The organism is Maribacter spongiicola, assembly GCF_004364165.1.
GTDB lineage: Bacteria > Bacteroidota > Bacteroidia > Flavobacteriales > Flavobacteriaceae > Maribacter > Maribacter spongiicola.
The window spans coordinates 810,686-827,794 of record NZ_SOAY01000010.1; the positions used below are offsets into that span (position 1 = coordinate 810,686).

The following is a 17,109-nucleotide window of genomic DNA, read 5'->3' on the forward strand; positions in this document are numbered from 1 at the left end:
TTTTAACTCAACTTTGGGTTTGGGTAATTGTCAGACTGGTCTTCAATTGTGTTATCTAGGCAAGTGAAATCTTTTTCTAAAAGTAAGTAAAGTACGTTTCCGTACGCTGTCTTCATGGTATGGTCATAGGTAATAATTTCATTTTCAAACCATACTTTACCTACAGCTTCTGGCATTTCTAAAATAACTCGATTATTCTCAAAGCTAATATGTAATTGATCGGCATTACTTTTTAGAATAACTCCGTAACTGAATACTTGACTTCCAAAATTGGTACTGTCGTAAATCTCGCCGTTTGTAGAAAGCGATTTAACTTCTGATTGGGTTAGTCGAAACCTAACGGAATCACCTTTTATTCTAATTTTCATAGCTATAAATTGAGTTCACAACAAAAATAGACCATCTGACAACAAAAAATGAGTAGTTGACATCAATTTGTTTCTAATATTTAACCTTACCTGTACATTTACAGTGTAATCAAAAACGAATTAAAATTTTTTCATTTTCATATAGTGTTCTCGTAAAAGAGTCCGGTCTGTTAAGATCGGACTCTTTTTAGTTTAGGTCATTTTTGAACATAAAAAAACCCATTAAATAGATATCTAATGGGTTTTAAAATAATATTGAAAAGTTTATTTCCAAATGGGAGCAGGGTATTTACCTGATTCAGACTTTTCTTTTAAACTGTTCATTGCTTTTTCTTTATCACTTGCATACGTAACACCAAACCAGTCTCCACCAGAAGGTATACATTTTACTTCAATCTCTTTTGCTTGAAGCATTTCCTGTATCATTAAAGGAATGTATAATTCGCTGTTAGCAATACGGTCGTCGTCTTTCAAGAAAATTCTGAATTCAGATTCTATTTTATCAAAGATAGAAGGTCTACATACCCAAAAATTCATACTAGCTTGTTCATTACCAGTAAATTCTAGGTTGGTATCTTCATCAATAATGTTGTTCTCTTTTTGAACCAATTTTAAACGTTCTTGAACAGAAACTAAATTATCTCCGTTTACTTCACAAACACCTCTAGAAACAGAACCGTGTTCAGATAAAGTGTCTTTTAAAGTGTATCCTAAAAGAGCATAAGCTTCATCATTAGATTTCATAAAATCAGCTGCTTTCTTATACGCAGATTGTCCGTAAAAATCATCAGCGTTAAGAACCACAAATGGTCCGTCGATTACGTTTCTTGCGGTCCAAACTGCATGTGCCGTACCCCATGGTTTTTTGCGCTCACCAGTGAATGTAACTCCGTCAGGTAAATCTGTAAGTTCTTGGGCAAGAACGTTTAATTTTATAGTACTAGGTATTCTTTTAGAAAGGTGCTCTTCTAAAAAAGAAACGTTCTCTTTTTTGGTAATAACTACAATTTGCTCAAAATTATTCTGGATGGCGTCGTAAATGGCAAACTCCATTAAAAACTCGCCATTAGGACCTAAATCATCAAATTGTTTAAGCTTTCCATATCTACTACCGCTACCGGCAGCCATTAAAAGTAATGTCATAATTTTCTGTATTTACAGCGCAAAAGTAGCGAATGTGATTAAAATTCGTACAAATTATCGGTGGTAACCTCATTATAATTGATGATAAGTTAATATGGGTCGGTAAGTTTTTATAAATTCAGAGTTCATAAAATTCACATCGCATGGCATCAAGAAGAAATTTTATAAAGAATACATCAATAGCTAGTATGGGATTATTTGCAGTACCTGGTTTTGCCCATAATAGTTTTAGTGCTGCCGATAAACTTAATGTCGGTTTAATAGGTGTAGGCCTGAGAGGTACCAACCACTTACAGAATTTGTTGCTTAGAAAAGATGTGAATGTTACCGCTATTTGTGATGTTGATGCTGATAGAATAACTATTGCTAAAAAGCACATTGCCGATGCTAAGTGTAAAACCCCAAAAGTATTTGGAGCAAATGAATTAGATTATAAGAACCTTTTAGCGTTGCCAGATGTTGATGCTGTAATTATTGCTACACCTTGGTTATGGCATACCCGTATGACTGTCGATGCTATGGAAGCCGGTAAATATGCCGGCGTAGAAGTATCTGCTTCTAATACTTTAGAAGAATGTTGGGATTTGGTAAATACCCATGAGCGTACAGGTACGCATATGATGATTTTAGAAAATGTGAATTATCGTAGAGATGTTTTGGCGGTGCTGAATATGGTAAAGCAAAATATATTTGGCGAAATGGTACATTACAGATGTGGCTATCAGCATGATTTGCGACATGTAAAATTCAATGATGGTAAAACGGCTTATGGAAAAGGGGTGGAGTTTGGTGAGAAAGGAATATCAGAGTCTAAATGGCGTACCGAGCATTCGGTAAAACGTAATGCAGATGTATACCCAACTCATGGACTGGGACCTATTGCAGTAATGGCAGATGTTAACCGTGGTAATCGTTTTATGTCAATGACTTCGCATGCATCAAAAGGTATTGGGTTGCATAATTATATAGTGAAGGAAGGTGGTGAGCAACACCCGAATGCAAAAGTAAAGTTTAAACAGGGTGATGTTATTACCTCTACGATTGATACTGCAAACGGAGAAACTATTATCATTACACACGATTGTAATTTGCCAAGACCTTATTCTTTAGGGTTTCGTACGCAAGGTGCTAACGGACTCTGGGAAGTAGACGGTAGTCGAATATATGTGGAAGGAAAATCTGAACCACATCAATGGGATGAAGCTCAGCCTTGGTTAGATAAATATGATCATCCACTTTGGAAAAAGTACGGAGAATATGCCTTAAATGCCGGTCATGGCGGAATGGACTTTTTTGTATTGAATTCATTTGTAGAATCAGCAAAGCAGAATATTGCACCGCCTTTAGATGCTTATGATGCTGCGGCGTGGAGTGCGGTAACACCACTTTCTGAACTTTCTATTGCGAATAACGGTGAGCCTCAAGATTTTCCTGATTTTACTCGAGGCCTTTGGATGAAAAGAACTCCTTATAATTGGATGAAAGAAACCTATTAAGTCTTAGCTGGCTTTGGCTTCGTTCAAAGTTTTTTCGTCTTCATAATTACCTTTCGCAATGGTCATTTTAGATTTCTTTTTTAATTTTTTTCGTGCAATTTTGCGCTCTCTATCTGCTCTGAAACTGGTTGTTTTAAAAATGTCCGGAGCAAAGGATATCGCTAAAATAATGGTACCTAAGCCAAGCAACGTTATCGGATTAATAAAGTAATCGCTAAATGAAAATATTCCTATAATTAGTAGCGTTGAGAATGGTAGTGAACATGCTAATATGTTTAATCCGAAGTTAACATCAAAAGTTGGGTTTGGTTGTTTATCTTTCTCTTCCATTGATTGTATGGCACTCATGTGGGCAAATGGCCAAAAGCTACATGCACTTTGTGGGAATACCACTAATAGTAAAATCATAGCCGGAGTTAACGCGGGTATGGTATATGCAAAAAGACCGCTCAATAAAAATGCAAGTCCCATTCTACGAAACAGCATAGAAATTATCAGTTTAAACTCTCCTTTATTTATTCTAACCGCCATGCCAATAAATAATAGTACTAACGGTGTCATTAAATCTTTAATGCTTAAAGCGGTGTTTTGAAAGAATGTAGGTAAAGATGAAAGGTCCAAACCGAAGCCTAACATTAGTAAGCCTACTACGATAACGATGTTTATAGGCTCATTTATTAAAGAAATGAACAGTCCTTTTAATTTGGCTGAAGAAGATTCTTGTTTTTCTACAACAGCGTTTTTTCGATACCAATGCATGGCGAGCATGTATAGAAGTATCAGAACAAATATTTTATTTCCAATATCTGCAAGTGCAGCCAATGCTAAGGTATCATCACCTAAGTAAGCTACAATAAATGGAAAGCAAGAAAGACCAGGTGCAGTAGATGGTAAAAGCATCATCAAGGTCCGTTTTTTACTTTTTTCTTCTTTATGTAAAGAGGCTGCCAAAAAGTATTTGGTAGCTAATAACATCAAAAGATTAAAAGTTAAGGCAGCTAACGGAAAAACCAATAAGGTTCCGTTAAGTTCTATTTTTAAAAGTGCCACGAATATGGTCGCTGGTAACGCCACACTTAATATAAGGACTTTAACACCTTTTAAATCTTGCTTAGCTACCTTCTTTTGTAGCAGTACACCAAGACCTATAATTAGTATTAATTCGAGGGTTTTTTGTAATGCAAAATTCATTTTTTGAGTGTTTTGGTTTGAGTAGTTAGTTGAATTATGAATAGTCCGTAGGAGTTGAATTCAGGATTTTTGTGTCAAGGCAATTATCCAATCTTCCAACTCCCGGACTAATTCAAACTTAAACTAGCACTTTTTCAAGGGCAGCTGTAAACAACTTCATCTCATCCATAGTACCCATGCTTACTCGGCACCAGTTTTTACCATAAATTTCAAAAGCTCTTACGCCAACACCTTCTGCGGTCATTTTTTCTAAGAAAGGTTTACCGTCCATTTCAATCGGGAAAATGATAAAACTTGTAGAAGATGGAACATAATCATACCCCATTCTTTTCAAGTTCTTATATACGTACTCTCTACACTCCTTGTTTAAAATAATAGTTTTTTCAGAAAAAGCAGTGTCGTCCATACTCGCCATTGCTGCATGAACCGATGGTAGGGTTATGCCCATACCACCTCGTGTTACACTCTGAATAATTTCTAGAGTTTCAGGTTGGGCGACTACATAACCTACGCGTAGACCGGCCATTCCCTGTATTTTTGAGAACGTACGTGCGATCATTACATTCTTACCTTCGTTGATTAACGAAACCATACTTTTTTTCAAGCCTTCGCCTAAAAACCCTAAATAGGCCTCATCAATAAATACAGGTACTTTTTCAGAAACTCGTGAACAGAAATCTAAAAGTTCATTATGTTCGGTTATGCTACCGGTTGGATTGTTCGGGTTACAGATATAAATTAATTTCGTATCAGAATCAATAGCTGCTTCCATACCAGCCAAATCGTGAGACCAATCGTCTTTTAGTTTAATTGGTTTCCAAGTTGCCCCAGTTGCCTCTGCAACTTTGATCAGAGACATATACGCTGGATCTGCTGAGATGATATTGCCACCTTCTTTGAAAAAAACCATAGCTGTTTTTTCCAATAAATCAGATGAGCCAGGACCCATCATTATTGATTCGGGTTTTACACCTTCATATGCAGCTATTTTATCCATTAATGCGTATAGTTCTTTCCAAGCGTAACGATTTCCTCCAACAGCATACTTTTGCATTGCAGCTATTGCCATAGGCGATGGTCCAATCGGATTTTCGTTGGCATTCAGTTTTGCCAAAAGTTCTACCGGTGCCTGAGGCGCATGTGGTAAATACTCTTTAAAAAACGGAGTGTAAGGGATGTTTCCTTTTGCATCTACCGATATTGGTTGCGACGGGAAAGCGCCATAGGTCAAATACGGTGCTGCCATTACACCAGCTGCGGTAAGAACGCCTTTTTTAAGCCAATCTCTTCTGTTTACATTTGTTTTCATACTGTGCTATATTTAAGTTAAAAAATTTCTAGTTTGAATCTACCGGCGTAGCATTGGCACCTATATTTCCTTCGGCAACAACAGTGTCATCGACTGTGCTCAATGCAATGCTAACATGTGCGTCAAGTGTTTCTAAACTGTCGTAGAACGATGTGTCCGTAATTAGAAAGAACTTGTTTTCAGAAAGTTCTCCAGTAGTTCCGTCTACATCATCTAACGTTGTTAAAACCGAAGTGCCAACGCCAACGGCTCCATCAATAATCACTGCTGGGTGAAAGGTGTCCTCTATGGTATTGTACATTGAAATTTGTACCAATGTTTGCTCTAAATCGGTCTTCCAGAATACGATTCTTCCAAAAACATTGGATCCCATTGGGTCTGTAGAATCTATGGTATAGGCGGTAAAAGTGTCTAAGGTTCCACCACCTTCGGCTGCCTCTTGAGCTGAATCTAGCCGTTCTAAATCGCACGACCCGAATGTTATTAAGATTACAGTTAATACACTTAACTTTTTTATATATGTCTTTATCATTTTCTTAATTTTTAATGTTAAACATCAATTAGAAGCTTAGTGTAGCCCTTACTGAATAAAAAGCCCCTAGAGATCCTTGTTGTGCATTACCGTATAGGTAAAAACCTCTTTCTTCTGATCGATATAAATCGGGATAATTATTGAAAATATTTTGTCCGGTTAGGGTAAAGGCCAGGTTCTCAGAAGCCTTATATGTAATCCCTAAATCAGAGGTAACCTGAGCCGAAAATGTTTGATCGGAAAAACCCTGTTCCCCAACATTTGGAAAGTTAGCATCGGTCAAGGTGCCAATACCATCATCTATTCTGGCGATTTCCCCAAAATAGTTACCTCTAAGCATTCCAGACCATTTTCCTATGCTATATGTTGCAGAAGCAATAAATTGTGTGTTTGGAACACCTTGCTCATAGGCACCTATTACAGCACGGTCAATATAAAGGTCTTCAAGTTCTTGATCCGTCAAAACCGTATTCAAATCAGGAACGTTTGCACCTTCAAAAGTTCTGTTTGATAGCAATCCGGATACGTTTAAATTCAACATTCCTTCGCCAACTCTTTCACTATAGTTAGCTACTATTTCTATACCTTTTGTGCTGATATCACCACCGTTAATTCTAAAACTTGCCAAACCAGCACCTATAAGTGGTTCTAAAGCTGGGGCGTCACCTGCACTGAAGTTACCAGTACTGAACAAGCGGTCTTTAATATCGATTTGAAAGGCATCGATACTAAGGTCTAACTTGTTAAAAAGTTTTGCAGTGATTCCTAAACCTATGTTAGTGGATCTTTCTTCCTGTAACTGTTGAATACCAATAGTTTTTGCGACCTGACTACTATTTGGATATAGTGTTCCGTCAAACGGTTCTAGATCAACAAAAAAGGTAAACGTATGTGAGTAATTCAATTCTTGTAATGATGGTGCTCTAAAGCCATTACTGATTGATCCTCTAACTGATAAATTATCTGTAATAGAATAACGAGTAGCAAATTTGCCGGTAAAAACTCCGCCAAAATCTGAGTATTGTTCTGTACGTAACGCACCACTTACAAACCATTTGTCTGTAACATCCAATTCCAGGTCTAGATAAAGTCCTGTAACCGAGCGAAACTCATTTGCCTCGTTCTCAGGTGCAAAACCTCTAAAACATTGACAATTAGGACTGTATTGTAGAACAGGGTAGGAGCTGACACCACCATAAGGTAGTACAAGTGCATCTCCATTAGCATCAACAATCGGACTGCCGTCCAAACCTTCTAAAGGAAAACCATCTGGTCCAATAAGTTGTTGATTGTCTTCTGTTGCGGTGATAACACCTGCATCGCCTGCAGCGTAACTTTCTTCTTGTCCTCTTTCTATAATATAGTTCTCAATTCTAAATTCTCCTCCAATAGCTATGTTAAGACCAGATAAGAAATCTGGGTAGTATCTAGAAAGGTCAAAGTTGGTTGTATTCTGTGTAAATTTGTGCGTACCCAAATCTATTTCTGTTGGTGAAGCAGATTGTAAACTTGCGTTAAACGTATTAAATTGTCCAAGTCTTTGAGTGTTGGTGCCAAAGGTGTTGCTAAAATCAAAATCCCATTCACCTACTTTTCCTTTAATACCACCTGTAAAAGCCAAATTGGTTTGATCATTGGTCATTTGTGGTCTAAAACCGTTAGGATACAGGTCATAATTGAAACGATCGGTTTGTGCTGATCTTCTATAAAAACATCCAAATAGCTGACCTGCTTTATACCCAAAATCACCAAAGGAATAAAAGCTGCTTTCAGACATTTCAGAAAGTGGTATTTCTAGATCATAAGAAACTACGCCCAGTACACTTGGTGATAAACCTGCAAAGGTTGATATGTCTCTCGCAGTAAGGCCACGTGCAGCAAGTAGTCCTGCATCTGTCTGTAATTCTGCGGCAAGAGCAGCATCTCCGGCAGTTTGTGCGGCCAATAATTCAGGATTGGTTATTATAGGGTTACCCTGTGCATCTGTTCTTTCATTATTTAGATAAGAGTCTCCATAAGGTGTAGCGCCGCTAATGTTTGGGCGAATTGCTGCTTCATTTTGACGATAAGTTCCTGCAACGTTTAGATATCCTCCGTTTTCAAAAGAGGTTCCGTAATTGATTCCAAGTTGATGTGTTATACCATCTGCTCCGTCTGTATCGTTAAGCAAATCTTGGTCAGATTGGCTAATATTGGAATCACTAATATCTGGATTGGAATTGGTATAAAACCCGGCAGTGTAGTTTGCAGTGAATTTGTCCGTACCTTTTCTGGTAACTATATTGATTACCCCTGCAATAGCGTCAGAACCATATTGTGCTGAGGCACCGTCCCGTAAAACTTCCACACGCTCTATAGCATCTAAAGAAATGAAATCCATATCAACTGAATTTGCAGATCCACCTGTTGCCGAACTTATTAATTGTGCTCCACTATGGCGTCTTTTGCCATTTACTAGAACCAATAACTGATTGGGACCCAAACCTCTTAAAGAAGGCGGTGTAACCGAAGCACTAAGGTCACCCCCCTGCGATCTAACAGCCGTAAACGATGGTGCAGAAGCAACAAGTAATTGACCAACATCCAATTGTGGCATGTTAATGGCCTCTTTACTTACGCTTATAACATCTACCGGAGATGCAGTCTGTAATTTTGTTCTTGCTTGCCCTCTTGATCCCACTACCACGGTCTCTGTCAATTGTTGTGCGGATTCTTCAAGAATAGCATTAATCGTTGTTTTACTATTTACGGGTATTTCTATTTTGGCATAACCTATAAAAGAATACACAAGTATGGCATCACTTGATGCCGTAATGGAGTAAAGTCCATCAAAATCTGTAATGACACCTTTAGTTGTTCCTTTGACCATAACGTTAACGCCGGGCAAGGGTCCTTGTGTGTCAGACACTTTACCGTTAATTGTAATTTCCTGTGCTTGTGCTACGAATACGGTACATAGTAGCAAGAAGGATAATGTTAGAATTTTCTTCATAATCATGTGAGTTTAGTTGTTGCTCAATGGTGTATCTACCTAATAAGCAATCCTGGGGTTAGCAGGAAAACTACTGGGGGAAATACATTATGCGTAAAAGAAAAGTTCCGGATACTTTACGAGTCAAAAATCATGTTATTAGGTGATTAATTGACTTATACAATATTATACATTGTTCAAGTAAATTAAAAACAGCTCTTATTTCTGAGGTGTTGATTATGAAGGTGTTGAAGAGGTATATTCTGAATTATTGGCAGTTTTTTTAATATAATTTATCAATAATTCAATTTTTTAGTTATTTGAAATTAAAAATGTAGTAATCTGATATTATTGCCCAGAAATGTGCTTTTTATGCTATTGATAATTTGATCAGAGGAAAATAAACAATACCTCAATTATTGGCTGTTTTATTGCTATATTAATACTAAATATTAGATAAGTATAAATTAAATTTGTTAAAAAGGGTTAAATCCCTACAATTGTTCAATAATAATTCAAAATTTATTGAAATAGTCATTTAAACCAACAGGACAGATGAGGAACAAATTAGACCAAGTTGATTTCAGTATTTTAAACATTTTAGCAGAAAATGCGCAGACCCCCTATACAGATGTAGCCAAGAAACTGATTGTTTCCCCTGGTACCGTACACATGCGAATGCGAAAAATGAGAGAAATGGGTTTAATTACTGGAGCGACCCTAAGTTTAGATTATGCTAAAATGGGCTGGAAAATGACCATTTTCTTAGGAATCTTCTTAAGTGAAATAAGTCTTTTTAAAAAAGTTATGTCGAGGTTGAACGAAATTGAAGAGGTAGTAAAAATACACCACGTAACCGGAAAATACGATGTCTTCATAAAAATGCATGCTAGAGATAGCTTTCATTACAAACAAGTGTATCAAGATGAAATTCTGAGTATTTCAGGTATACGTGGTATAGAATCTTTTATATCAATTGAAGAGAATTTGGAACGTCATATTCAATTCGTAGAAGTAGAAGAAGATTAATTATAGTAATTTCATTTCGGTCGGATCCCAGTCTACCGGTTGTTTTCTTGAATAACTTTCATTTGCTAATAATGCCGCACCTGCCGCTCTTAACCCGAATTTTGGGTCTTGTATTATCTTTCCGTTAGTTCTTATACTCGTAAAGAAATTAAAGAAATGATCATAATGGGCTCCTTTATAATTTCGTTGCGCTTTCCAAGTAGTTGTACCTGTAGCTAAGCTACTTGCTCTAGTATTTAATTCTTTAGCAGCATATTCTTTTCTAATTTTAGCTTGCATATCTTCTGTAAAAGATATCATAGAATATCCGCTTGGTTCCATGCCAAGTTTAGAACGATTTATGGTTACCGAATTCTGACCTATTTCCATTTCGCCTTCTGTACCAATCAATTTAAATCCGCCACCACCGCCACTACCTGCGATGAAGTTGATGCGAAAAGCGGCATTAAACGGTGCGTGTGTTTCCGTTTTTGGGTAATCGTACAATGAAATGGAAACATCGGGTACATCTCTACCATCTTTCCAATAACGGAGTCCGCCAGTTGCTAAAGCTCTGTTCGGTCCGTCTGAATTTATTACATAGTTTAAGGTTGAGAATGCATGAACGAATAAATCGCCGGCAACACCGGTGCCATAATCTTGGTAGTTTCGCCATCTAAAAAATCGATTGTTATCAAATGGGACTTTTGGTGCACTCCCCAAAAAGGTTTCAAAATCAATGGTTTTAAAATTGGCGTCGGTAGGTATTGGATATTGCCAAGCTCCTTCCGCAGAATACCGATCATTATACATATCTAACATTACAATATCACCAATAGCACCATCTTCATACAGCTCTTTTGCTTTTTCATTACCTAACGATGACATACCTTGACTTCCTATTTGACAAATTTTCCCAGAATCTTTTTGGGCTTTAATAATCTCTTGACCTTCATTGAAATTTTGAACCATAGGTTTTTCGCAATACACATGCTTGCCAGCTTTTAATGCGGCTACGGTTATCGTTTGGTGCCAATGATCCGGTGTCGCAATTAGTACGGCATCAATATCTTTTCTATTTAAAATTTCTCGGTAATCTCTTGTTACAAAAATATTTTGTCCCCAAAGCTCTTTAGCTCTATCAAGTCTGCCCGTATACAAGTCACATGCCGCTACTATTTTTATACCGTCAACTTGTAAAGCTGCCTGTGTATCATAAATGCCTTGAATACCCGTGCCTATGAGGGCTATATTAATTTGGTCATTAACCCCGAACTTTTGAAAGGAATAAGCTCTTTGTAGTAGTTCAGTTTGGTGTTTTGGTGCCGCAAGTAGAAACGGCGTAGTGCTTAAAGCTGCTGAGGTAAGTGAAGCTTGTTTTATAAACGACCTTCTAGAATTATTTTTTGTCATGATGGTAAGCGTTGAAATTTGGTGTTGATGCTATTAAAAATACCAAATAATAATGGTCTTGGGGGTATGCGAATGCTGCAGAATCTTCTAATATTATTATTCTAAAAGCGTATGCGCTGTGTTTTACTGACATTCACCTGTATAATTGACTAATTGGCAACATTTATGATTTAAATGGCATAAAATTTTTCGAGATCAACGTAGTTTTGCATTCCCTTAAAAAAACGGCATTGTTGAAAGATATTCTTATTGCTGCACTTTGGAGTATCTCCCCACTAGGAGAGGCTAAAGTTGGTATACCCTATGGTCTTCTTCAAGGGGTAAATATTTACGTTGTATTTGTAGTTTGTTTTTTAGCTAATGTTATGGTATTTCCTATCATGATGTTTTTCTTAAATACAGTCAATAGGTATTTGCTGAGATGGCATTTTTATAAAAGGAATGCATTGTTTGTGGCCAGAAGAGCAAAGTCAGGCTCTGGAGACCAGATCAAGAAGTATGGCTTTTTCGGACTCATATTTTTCGTAATGTTACCTGTGCCAGGTACTGGTGTTTACGCTGGTAGTATTGCCAGTTACCTTTTTAAGATAGAAAGAAAGAAAGCCTTTTTGGCAAATACCATTGGTATATTTTTATCTTCTTTAATTGTTTGGGCAACTACTTTGTTGACCATGAAGGGAATGGCATAATATGTATTTCCCAAGATTTTTTATCCATTTATTTTGTGAATAACTATACCCAATTTTAATTTCATTTACTGACTCGGCCTTTTAAATTTGTAGCTTTTTCAAGCTATGGATACCCTTAAAATTGGAGACAAATTATATAATGTAGAGCAGAACGGTTTCAACGATTTTGCTAGATATTCTTTTTCTGAAGTTGTTCGACTTACCGAAACTCTTGCAGTTTTAAAAAATGGAGTACGACTTATTAACAGACCCAAACAATCTTACATTATAGAAGATGTTGGCTATTCTGTGAATAGAAATAAGGGGTCGCATTGGCATATTGTTTCTTTAAAAGCAATTAGAAATGCCCAAATAGAAAATGAAAAAATAAGAATTCATGACTGGTTTGAAGAGAAGCAATTTACGCTAAAAGAAAAGCAACATATCTATAAGATGTTTAAAGCTCAAGAGTCGCAGTAATATTCAAAAAGGCTATACTTGTTACAAGAAATGAACAGACCGTTTTTTAATTAAAAAACTCTTACTACCTTTACGGCGTTGTGTTGTGTCTCAAAGAGATTTGAGGCAATTGTGTTTATCGAATTTAATCGATAGAACCCAATGAAAGGCTTTCCATTAAGGGAGGCTTTTTTTGTTTTTATCCTATAGGTTATGAATAACGTAATGAACCAATGATGCGGCTAATTTTGCTGTTTGGTCATCAATATCATACTTGGGGTTTAGTTCTACTACATCAAATCCTACTAATTTTCCAGAATCGATGATTAGTTTTAGACTTTCTAATACAATATCTGGAGAAAAGCCCATGGGCGAAGGGGCACTTACACCTGGTGCAAAAGCGGATGAAAAACCGTCTAAGTCTATTGTAGTATACACATAATCTACATCTTCTAGAAATTGAATGAGCCTTAACTGAACATGTTCAAGGTAGTTCATATTAAAATACTTCTGAAAAAGGTAGTTGACTTGATGCGCCTCGGCAAATTCGAATAAATCCTTTGTATTTGCATCTTTTCGTATGCCTAAAGCCATATATTTAATGACCTGACCTTTGTCTTGATGATCTGTGGCAATTTGGTAAAACGGTGTGCCAGAATTGTTTTCTTTCGTATTTGCCCTTAAATCAAAATGGGCATCAAAATTAATAATTCCTATTTTTTCTTTAGTTTTTACATGTTCTAGTAAACCATTGTAGTGAGCGTATGCCAAATCATGACTACCTCCAATTAGTATTGGTGTTGCCCTATTTTTAATTAAATGGCTTACAGCCTTTGTAAATTCGATTTGTTGCTCTTCTAAATCTTGATTTTTACATTCTAAATTTCCAAAATCTATTAATCGGGTATTATCTTTTAAATGATTTGGCATTTTCGCTAATTGCTTACGAATTTCGTCTGGTCCTAATGCTGCACCAACTCTGCCAAAATTTCGTCTAACACCTTCGTCACTACTATAGCCCAATAAAGCTATTGTTTTATTGTTCGTAACAGGTAAAGGGTCTTGAATACTAGAAAATGATATTTTTTCGTGCAGATAGAGCTGTTGGTTAGAAGCACGTCCTTTCCAATTATCCCTATTCGCTAATTTGTAATTTGACATATCATTTAATTCAAATAAATATTACGATTTTGAATCCGTCGTTTTATTAAAACGATAAAGTAGTCTTAATCTTACATTTTTAGAATAAATCTTTTAAATGTTTTTCTTCGACTAAAGATGGCATGGTAACTTTTAATGTTTTTGTTCTGTCCATTTCACGTTGTAAGGCAAACATTGCCTCTTTATTTCTAGCCCAGCTACGTCTTGCAATTCCGTTGTTTACATCATAAAAGAGCATATTTCTTAGCTTTCGCTCTGCATCTTTCGATCCGTCTAGAACCATTCCGAATCCGCCATTGGTGACCTCTCCCCAGCCAACTCCGCCACCGTTGTGTATTGAAACCCAAGTAGCACCTCTAAAACTGTCGCCAATGACATTATGTATGGCCATGTCTGCAGTAAATTTACTACCGTCATAAATGTTACTTGTTTCTCGGTAAGGCGAATCAGTACCACTTACATCATGGTGATCACGACCCAGAATTATTGGTGCGCTTAATTCTCCATTTTCAATGGCTTCGTTGAAAGCTAGTGCTATTTTTGCCCTACCCTCTGCATCGGCATATAAAATTCTGGCCTTTGAACCTACGACCAATTTATTTTGTTCAGCTTCAGCTATCCATTTGATATTATCTGATAGTTGCTGCTGAATTTCTGACGGAGCATCTTTTTTAATTTCTTCTAGTACACGAAATGCAATAGCATCGGTCTTTCTTAAATCTTCTATTTTACCAGAGGAGCATACCCAACGAAATGGTCCAAATCCGTAATCGAAACACATGGGACCTAAAATGTCTTGCACATACGACGGATACTTAAAGTCTATTTTGTTTTCTGCCATTACATCGGCACCTGCTCTTGAGGCTTCCAATAAAAAGGCATTGCCATAATCAAAGAAATAGGTTCCTTTTTTTGTATGCTGATTAATTGCTTCTGCATGTCTACGAAGCGATTCTTGAACTTTCGTTTTAAAGGCGTCAGGATTTTGATTCATCATTTTGTTGGATTCCTCAAAAGTTGATCCGGCAGGATAATAACCACCGGCCCACGGGTTGTGTAATGAGGTTTGGTCAGAACCGAGGTGAATGAATATAGCCTCCTTAAAGAAGCGTTCCCATACATCGACCACATTGCCAATAAAAGCAAGAGATACGACTTCGTTTTTAGATTTTGCTTCCTTTGTTCTTGAAACTAAAATATCTAAATCATCAATAAGTTCATCTACCCAACCTTGCTCATGTCTTTTCTTTGCTGCAAGTGGATTCACTTCTGCGCAAATGGTAATGCATCCGGCAATGTTACCGGCTTTTGGTTGTGCACCGCTCATTCCGCCTAATCCGGCAGTTAAGAATATTTTTCCATTGGGATTTTCATCCGCCTTCAACACCTTTCTAAAAGCATTCATAACTGTAATCGCTGTGCCATGAACAATGCCTTGCGGACCAATGTACATATAAGAACCCGCAGTCATTTGTCCATATTGGGTTACGCCAAGCGCATTGTATTTTTCCCAATCGTCTTGTTTGGAATAGTTCGGAATCATCATTCCGTTAGTAACCACAACTCTAGGTGCTTCTTTTGATGACGGAAATAATCCCATAGGGTGACCAGAATAGATATGTAAGGTCTGCTCGTTGGTCATTTCTGACAGATACTGCATGGTCAATAGGTACTGTGCCCAATTCTGAAATACAGCACCGATACCACCGTAGGTAATGAGTTCTTGTGGATGCTGTGCAACGGCAGGATCCAGATTATTCTGAATCATTAGCATGATTGCCGCAGCGTGACTCGTTTGTGCCGGGTAAGCTGAAATAGCACGAGCATGCATATCATAAGTGGGTTGAAAGCGATACATGTAGATTCTGCCGTAGGTCTGTAACTCTTCAGCAAATTCAGTAGCCAATACCGCATGCCAGTCCGCCGGAAAATAACGCAACGCATTTCTAATCGCCAATTGCTTCTCTTCTCTAGAAAGTATTTGCTTTCGGTTTGGTGCGTGACTAACCGCTGAAGAACGCTCCTTTTTTGGAGGAAGTTCTGTCGGTATACCAATCTGTATTTGTGCTTTAAAATCCATCTTTTATGTTTTGAACTATAGAATTAGTACTTTTTAGGAGTTCCCCCTTTGGGGGCTAGGGAGCTTTATGCCTATCAAAAACCAACTCCCCATTTTTCCAAATCATACAAGGTTTTAAATTCCCTTGATTGTATAATATATCTTGATAATTATCGGAGTGAAATACGGCCAGGTCAGCTAAAAGTCCGGCTTCCAATTTTCCACGGTCCTCCAATTTCAAAGCTGCTGCTGCTCTGAAGGTAATTCCTGCTAGAACCTCGGCATTAGTCAATTTTTCAAATGTTCCCAGAATACTGGCTTGGGTCAGTAAATCTCCCATTGGTGCAGATCCAGGGTTGTGATCACTTGCGATTGCAAGTGCCGCACCTGCATCCAATAATTTACGTGCTGGAGTAAAATCGCATCCTAAACCTATTGAAGCTCCGGGTAGTGCAACAGAAATGGTATCACTTTGTGCTAATAATGCTATTTCTGTATCTCCGCTTGCCTCTAAATGGTCTGCACTAATCGCATTAAAATCAACTGCTACTTTACTGCCACCTGCAGAAAATTGGTCTGCGTGCACGGTAATATCAAAATTAATTTCGCTGGCTTTTGAAAAATATGCCTGAATCTCATCCGCTGAAAAAGCGCTTTGCTCAATAAAGGCATCAACCCGATGCGTTAGATTTTCTTCCTTAAGAATCGGGAACAGTTCCTCACTTATCATTTTTAAATACTCCTTTTCTGTTCCTTCAAAATCTTTTGGTAACATATGCGCTGCAAGGCACGTAGAAATCAATTCTGGCAATGCCTTTGCATTAGCCTCTTTAACTGCGCGAAGCATTTTTAATTCTTCATCTACTGTTAATCCGTAGCCACTTTTAACCTCTAGGGTAGTTGTTCCGTTTTTAAGATGACGATTAGCTCTTTTAATAGTGCTTTTGGTCAATTCTTCTATAGACGATTTTCTGGTTTGGGTAACCGTATCCCAAATACCACCTCCTGCATTTGCGATTTCTAAGTATGATTTGCCCGCATTTCTCATGGCGTAATCTTGGGCGCGAGAGCCACCAAAACATATATGGGTATGAGCATCTATAAAGCCAGGAAGACAAATATGATTTCCTTTCAATACATGAATCTCTGCTTCTGGATATTTTAATTTTAAATCTTCAAAATCGCCTGTGGCAACTATTGCCTTGTTTTCTATAACAATTCCGCCTTCAGCAATAATAGCTAGCTCATTATCAGAAATTGCACCTTTAAGCTTTATTCCCGTCATGGGTATGATCTGTACAAACGGACCTATAAGTGTTCTTTTTGTCATT

At 37.3% G+C, this 17,109-nt stretch carries 14 protein-coding genes; 4 read left to right on the forward strand and 10 right to left on the reverse strand.

The window, feature by feature from the left end:
- Nucleotides 1–2: 2 nt before the first annotated feature.
- Nucleotides 3–368 carry a DUF7009 family protein gene (locus CLV90_RS04005; protein WP_133686215.1) on the reverse strand — a complete coding sequence of 122 codons (366 nt, stop codon included), beginning with the start codon at nucleotides 366–368 and terminating at the stop codon, nucleotides 3–5.
- A gap of 264 nt (nucleotides 369–632) precedes the next feature.
- The gene (locus tag CLV90_RS04010; RefSeq protein ID WP_243835257.1) at nucleotides 633–1,511 is read right to left on the reverse strand and encodes a nucleotidyltransferase family protein; all 879 of its coding nucleotides are present in this window, start codon (nucleotides 1,509–1,511) and stop codon (nucleotides 633–635) included.
- A gap of 143 nt (nucleotides 1,512–1,654) precedes the next feature.
- Here CLV90_RS04010 and CLV90_RS04015 point away from each other — a divergent pair, with 143 nt between their 5' ends.
- The gene (locus CLV90_RS04015) at nucleotides 1,655–3,007 is read left to right on the forward strand and encodes a Gfo/Idh/MocA family protein (protein ID WP_133686216.1); all 1,353 of its coding nucleotides are present in this window, start codon (nucleotides 1,655–1,657) and stop codon (nucleotides 3,005–3,007) included.
- A gap of 3 nt (nucleotides 3,008–3,010) precedes the next feature.
- On the opposite strand, the gene CLV90_RS04020 is transcribed toward CLV90_RS04015, so the two are convergent.
- The 4 genes from CLV90_RS04020 to CLV90_RS04035 form a co-directional block, all read right to left on the reverse strand.
- Nucleotides 3,011–4,198, reverse strand: a complete 1,188-nt coding sequence (locus CLV90_RS04020) for an AEC family transporter (protein ID WP_208295090.1) — start codon at nucleotides 4,196–4,198, stop codon at nucleotides 3,011–3,013.
- A gap of 118 nt (nucleotides 4,199–4,316) precedes the next feature.
- Nucleotides 4,317–5,507 carry a pyridoxal phosphate-dependent aminotransferase gene (locus CLV90_RS04025; RefSeq protein WP_133686217.1) on the reverse strand — a complete coding sequence of 397 codons (1,191 nt, stop codon included), beginning with the start codon at nucleotides 5,505–5,507 and terminating at the stop codon, nucleotides 4,317–4,319.
- A 28-nt stretch (nucleotides 5,508–5,535) separates the two neighbouring features.
- A complete protein-coding gene (locus CLV90_RS04030) occupies nucleotides 5,536–6,039 on the reverse strand; it encodes a hypothetical protein (RefSeq protein ID WP_133686218.1) in 504 nt (167 codons plus the stop codon).
- A gap of 28 nt (nucleotides 6,040–6,067) precedes the next feature.
- The gene (locus tag CLV90_RS04035; RefSeq protein WP_166638532.1) at nucleotides 6,068–9,031 is read right to left on the reverse strand and encodes a TonB-dependent receptor; all 2,964 of its coding nucleotides are present in this window, start codon (nucleotides 9,029–9,031) and stop codon (nucleotides 6,068–6,070) included.
- Nucleotides 9,032–9,565: 534 nt separating this feature from the next.
- Here CLV90_RS04035 and CLV90_RS04040 point away from each other — a divergent pair.
- Nucleotides 9,566–10,039: an Lrp/AsnC family transcriptional regulator gene (locus CLV90_RS04040; protein ID WP_133686220.1), complete on the forward strand. Its 474-nt coding sequence runs from the start codon at nucleotides 9,566–9,568 to the stop codon at nucleotides 10,037–10,039.
- On the opposite strand, the gene CLV90_RS04045 is transcribed toward CLV90_RS04040, so the two are convergent.
- The gene (locus CLV90_RS04045) at nucleotides 10,040–11,431 is read right to left on the reverse strand and encodes a Gfo/Idh/MocA family protein (RefSeq protein WP_133686221.1); all 1,392 of its coding nucleotides are present in this window, start codon (nucleotides 11,429–11,431) and stop codon (nucleotides 10,040–10,042) included. It abuts the gene before it with no gap.
- Between the two features lie 230 nt (nucleotides 11,432–11,661).
- Here CLV90_RS04045 and CLV90_RS04050 point away from each other — a divergent pair, with 230 nt between their 5' ends.
- Nucleotides 11,662–12,120, forward strand: a complete 459-nt coding sequence (locus tag CLV90_RS04050; RefSeq protein WP_133686222.1) for a COG2426 family protein — start codon at nucleotides 11,662–11,664, stop codon at nucleotides 12,118–12,120.
- 105 nt (nucleotides 12,121–12,225) lie between these two features.
- The gene (locus CLV90_RS04055) at nucleotides 12,226–12,579 is read left to right on the forward strand and encodes a pyruvate kinase (protein ID WP_133686223.1); all 354 of its coding nucleotides are present in this window, start codon (nucleotides 12,226–12,228) and stop codon (nucleotides 12,577–12,579) included.
- A gap of 183 nt (nucleotides 12,580–12,762) precedes the next feature.
- On the opposite strand, the gene hutG is transcribed toward CLV90_RS04055, so the two are convergent.
- The 3 genes from hutG to hutI form a co-directional block, all read right to left on the reverse strand.
- The gene (gene hutG / locus CLV90_RS04060) at nucleotides 12,763–13,719 is read right to left on the reverse strand and encodes a formimidoylglutamase (protein ID WP_133686224.1); all 957 of its coding nucleotides are present in this window, start codon (nucleotides 13,717–13,719) and stop codon (nucleotides 12,763–12,765) included.
- A 79-nt stretch (nucleotides 13,720–13,798) separates the two neighbouring features.
- Nucleotides 13,799–15,799: a urocanate hydratase gene (locus CLV90_RS04065; RefSeq protein WP_133686225.1), complete on the reverse strand. Its 2,001-nt coding sequence runs from the start codon at nucleotides 15,797–15,799 to the stop codon at nucleotides 13,799–13,801.
- 55 nt (nucleotides 15,800–15,854) lie between these two features.
- Nucleotides 15,855–17,108, reverse strand: a complete 1,254-nt coding sequence (gene hutI / locus CLV90_RS04070) for an imidazolonepropionase (protein WP_133686226.1) — start codon at nucleotides 17,106–17,108, stop codon at nucleotides 15,855–15,857.
- Nucleotide 17,109: the final 1 nt, after the last annotated feature.

Excerpts from the sequence above, each read along its gene's own strand:
- CLV90_RS04005 (WP_133686215.1), bottom strand. The coding sequence starts at position 368 with ATGAAAATTAGAATAAAAGGTGATTCCGTTAGGTTTCGACTAACCCAA.
- CLV90_RS04010 (WP_243835257.1), bottom strand. The coding sequence starts at position 1,511 with ATGACATTACTTTTAATGGCTGCCGGTAGCGGTAGTAGATATGGAAAG.
- CLV90_RS04015 (WP_133686216.1), top strand. The coding sequence starts at position 1,655 with ATGGCATCAAGAAGAAATTTTATAAAGAATACATCAATAGCTAGTATG.
- CLV90_RS04020 (WP_208295090.1), bottom strand. The coding sequence starts at position 4,198 with ATGAATTTTGCATTACAAAAAACCCTCGAATTAATACTAATTATAGGT.
- CLV90_RS04025 (WP_133686217.1), bottom strand. The coding sequence starts at position 5,507 with ATGAAAACAAATGTAAACAGAAGAGATTGGCTTAAAAAAGGCGTTCTT.
- CLV90_RS04030 (WP_133686218.1), bottom strand. The coding sequence starts at position 6,039 with ATGATAAAGACATATATAAAAAAGTTAAGTGTATTAACTGTAATCTTA.
- CLV90_RS04035 (WP_166638532.1), bottom strand. The coding sequence starts at position 9,031 with ATGAAGAAAATTCTAACATTATCCTTCTTGCTACTATGTACCGTATTC.
- CLV90_RS04040 (WP_133686220.1), top strand. The coding sequence starts at position 9,566 with ATGAGGAACAAATTAGACCAAGTTGATTTCAGTATTTTAAACATTTTA.
- CLV90_RS04045 (WP_133686221.1), bottom strand. The coding sequence starts at position 11,431 with ATGACAAAAAATAATTCTAGAAGGTCGTTTATAAAACAAGCTTCACTT.
- CLV90_RS04055 (WP_133686223.1), top strand. The coding sequence starts at position 12,226 with ATGGATACCCTTAAAATTGGAGACAAATTATATAATGTAGAGCAGAAC.
- hutG (WP_133686224.1), bottom strand. The coding sequence starts at position 13,719 with ATGTCAAATTACAAATTAGCGAATAGGGATAATTGGAAAGGACGTGCT.
- CLV90_RS04065 (WP_133686225.1), bottom strand. The coding sequence starts at position 15,799 with ATGGATTTTAAAGCACAAATACAGATTGGTATACCGACAGAACTTCCT.
- hutI (WP_133686226.1), bottom strand. The coding sequence starts at position 17,108 with ATGACAAAAAGAACACTTATAGGTCCGTTTGTACAGATCATACCCATG.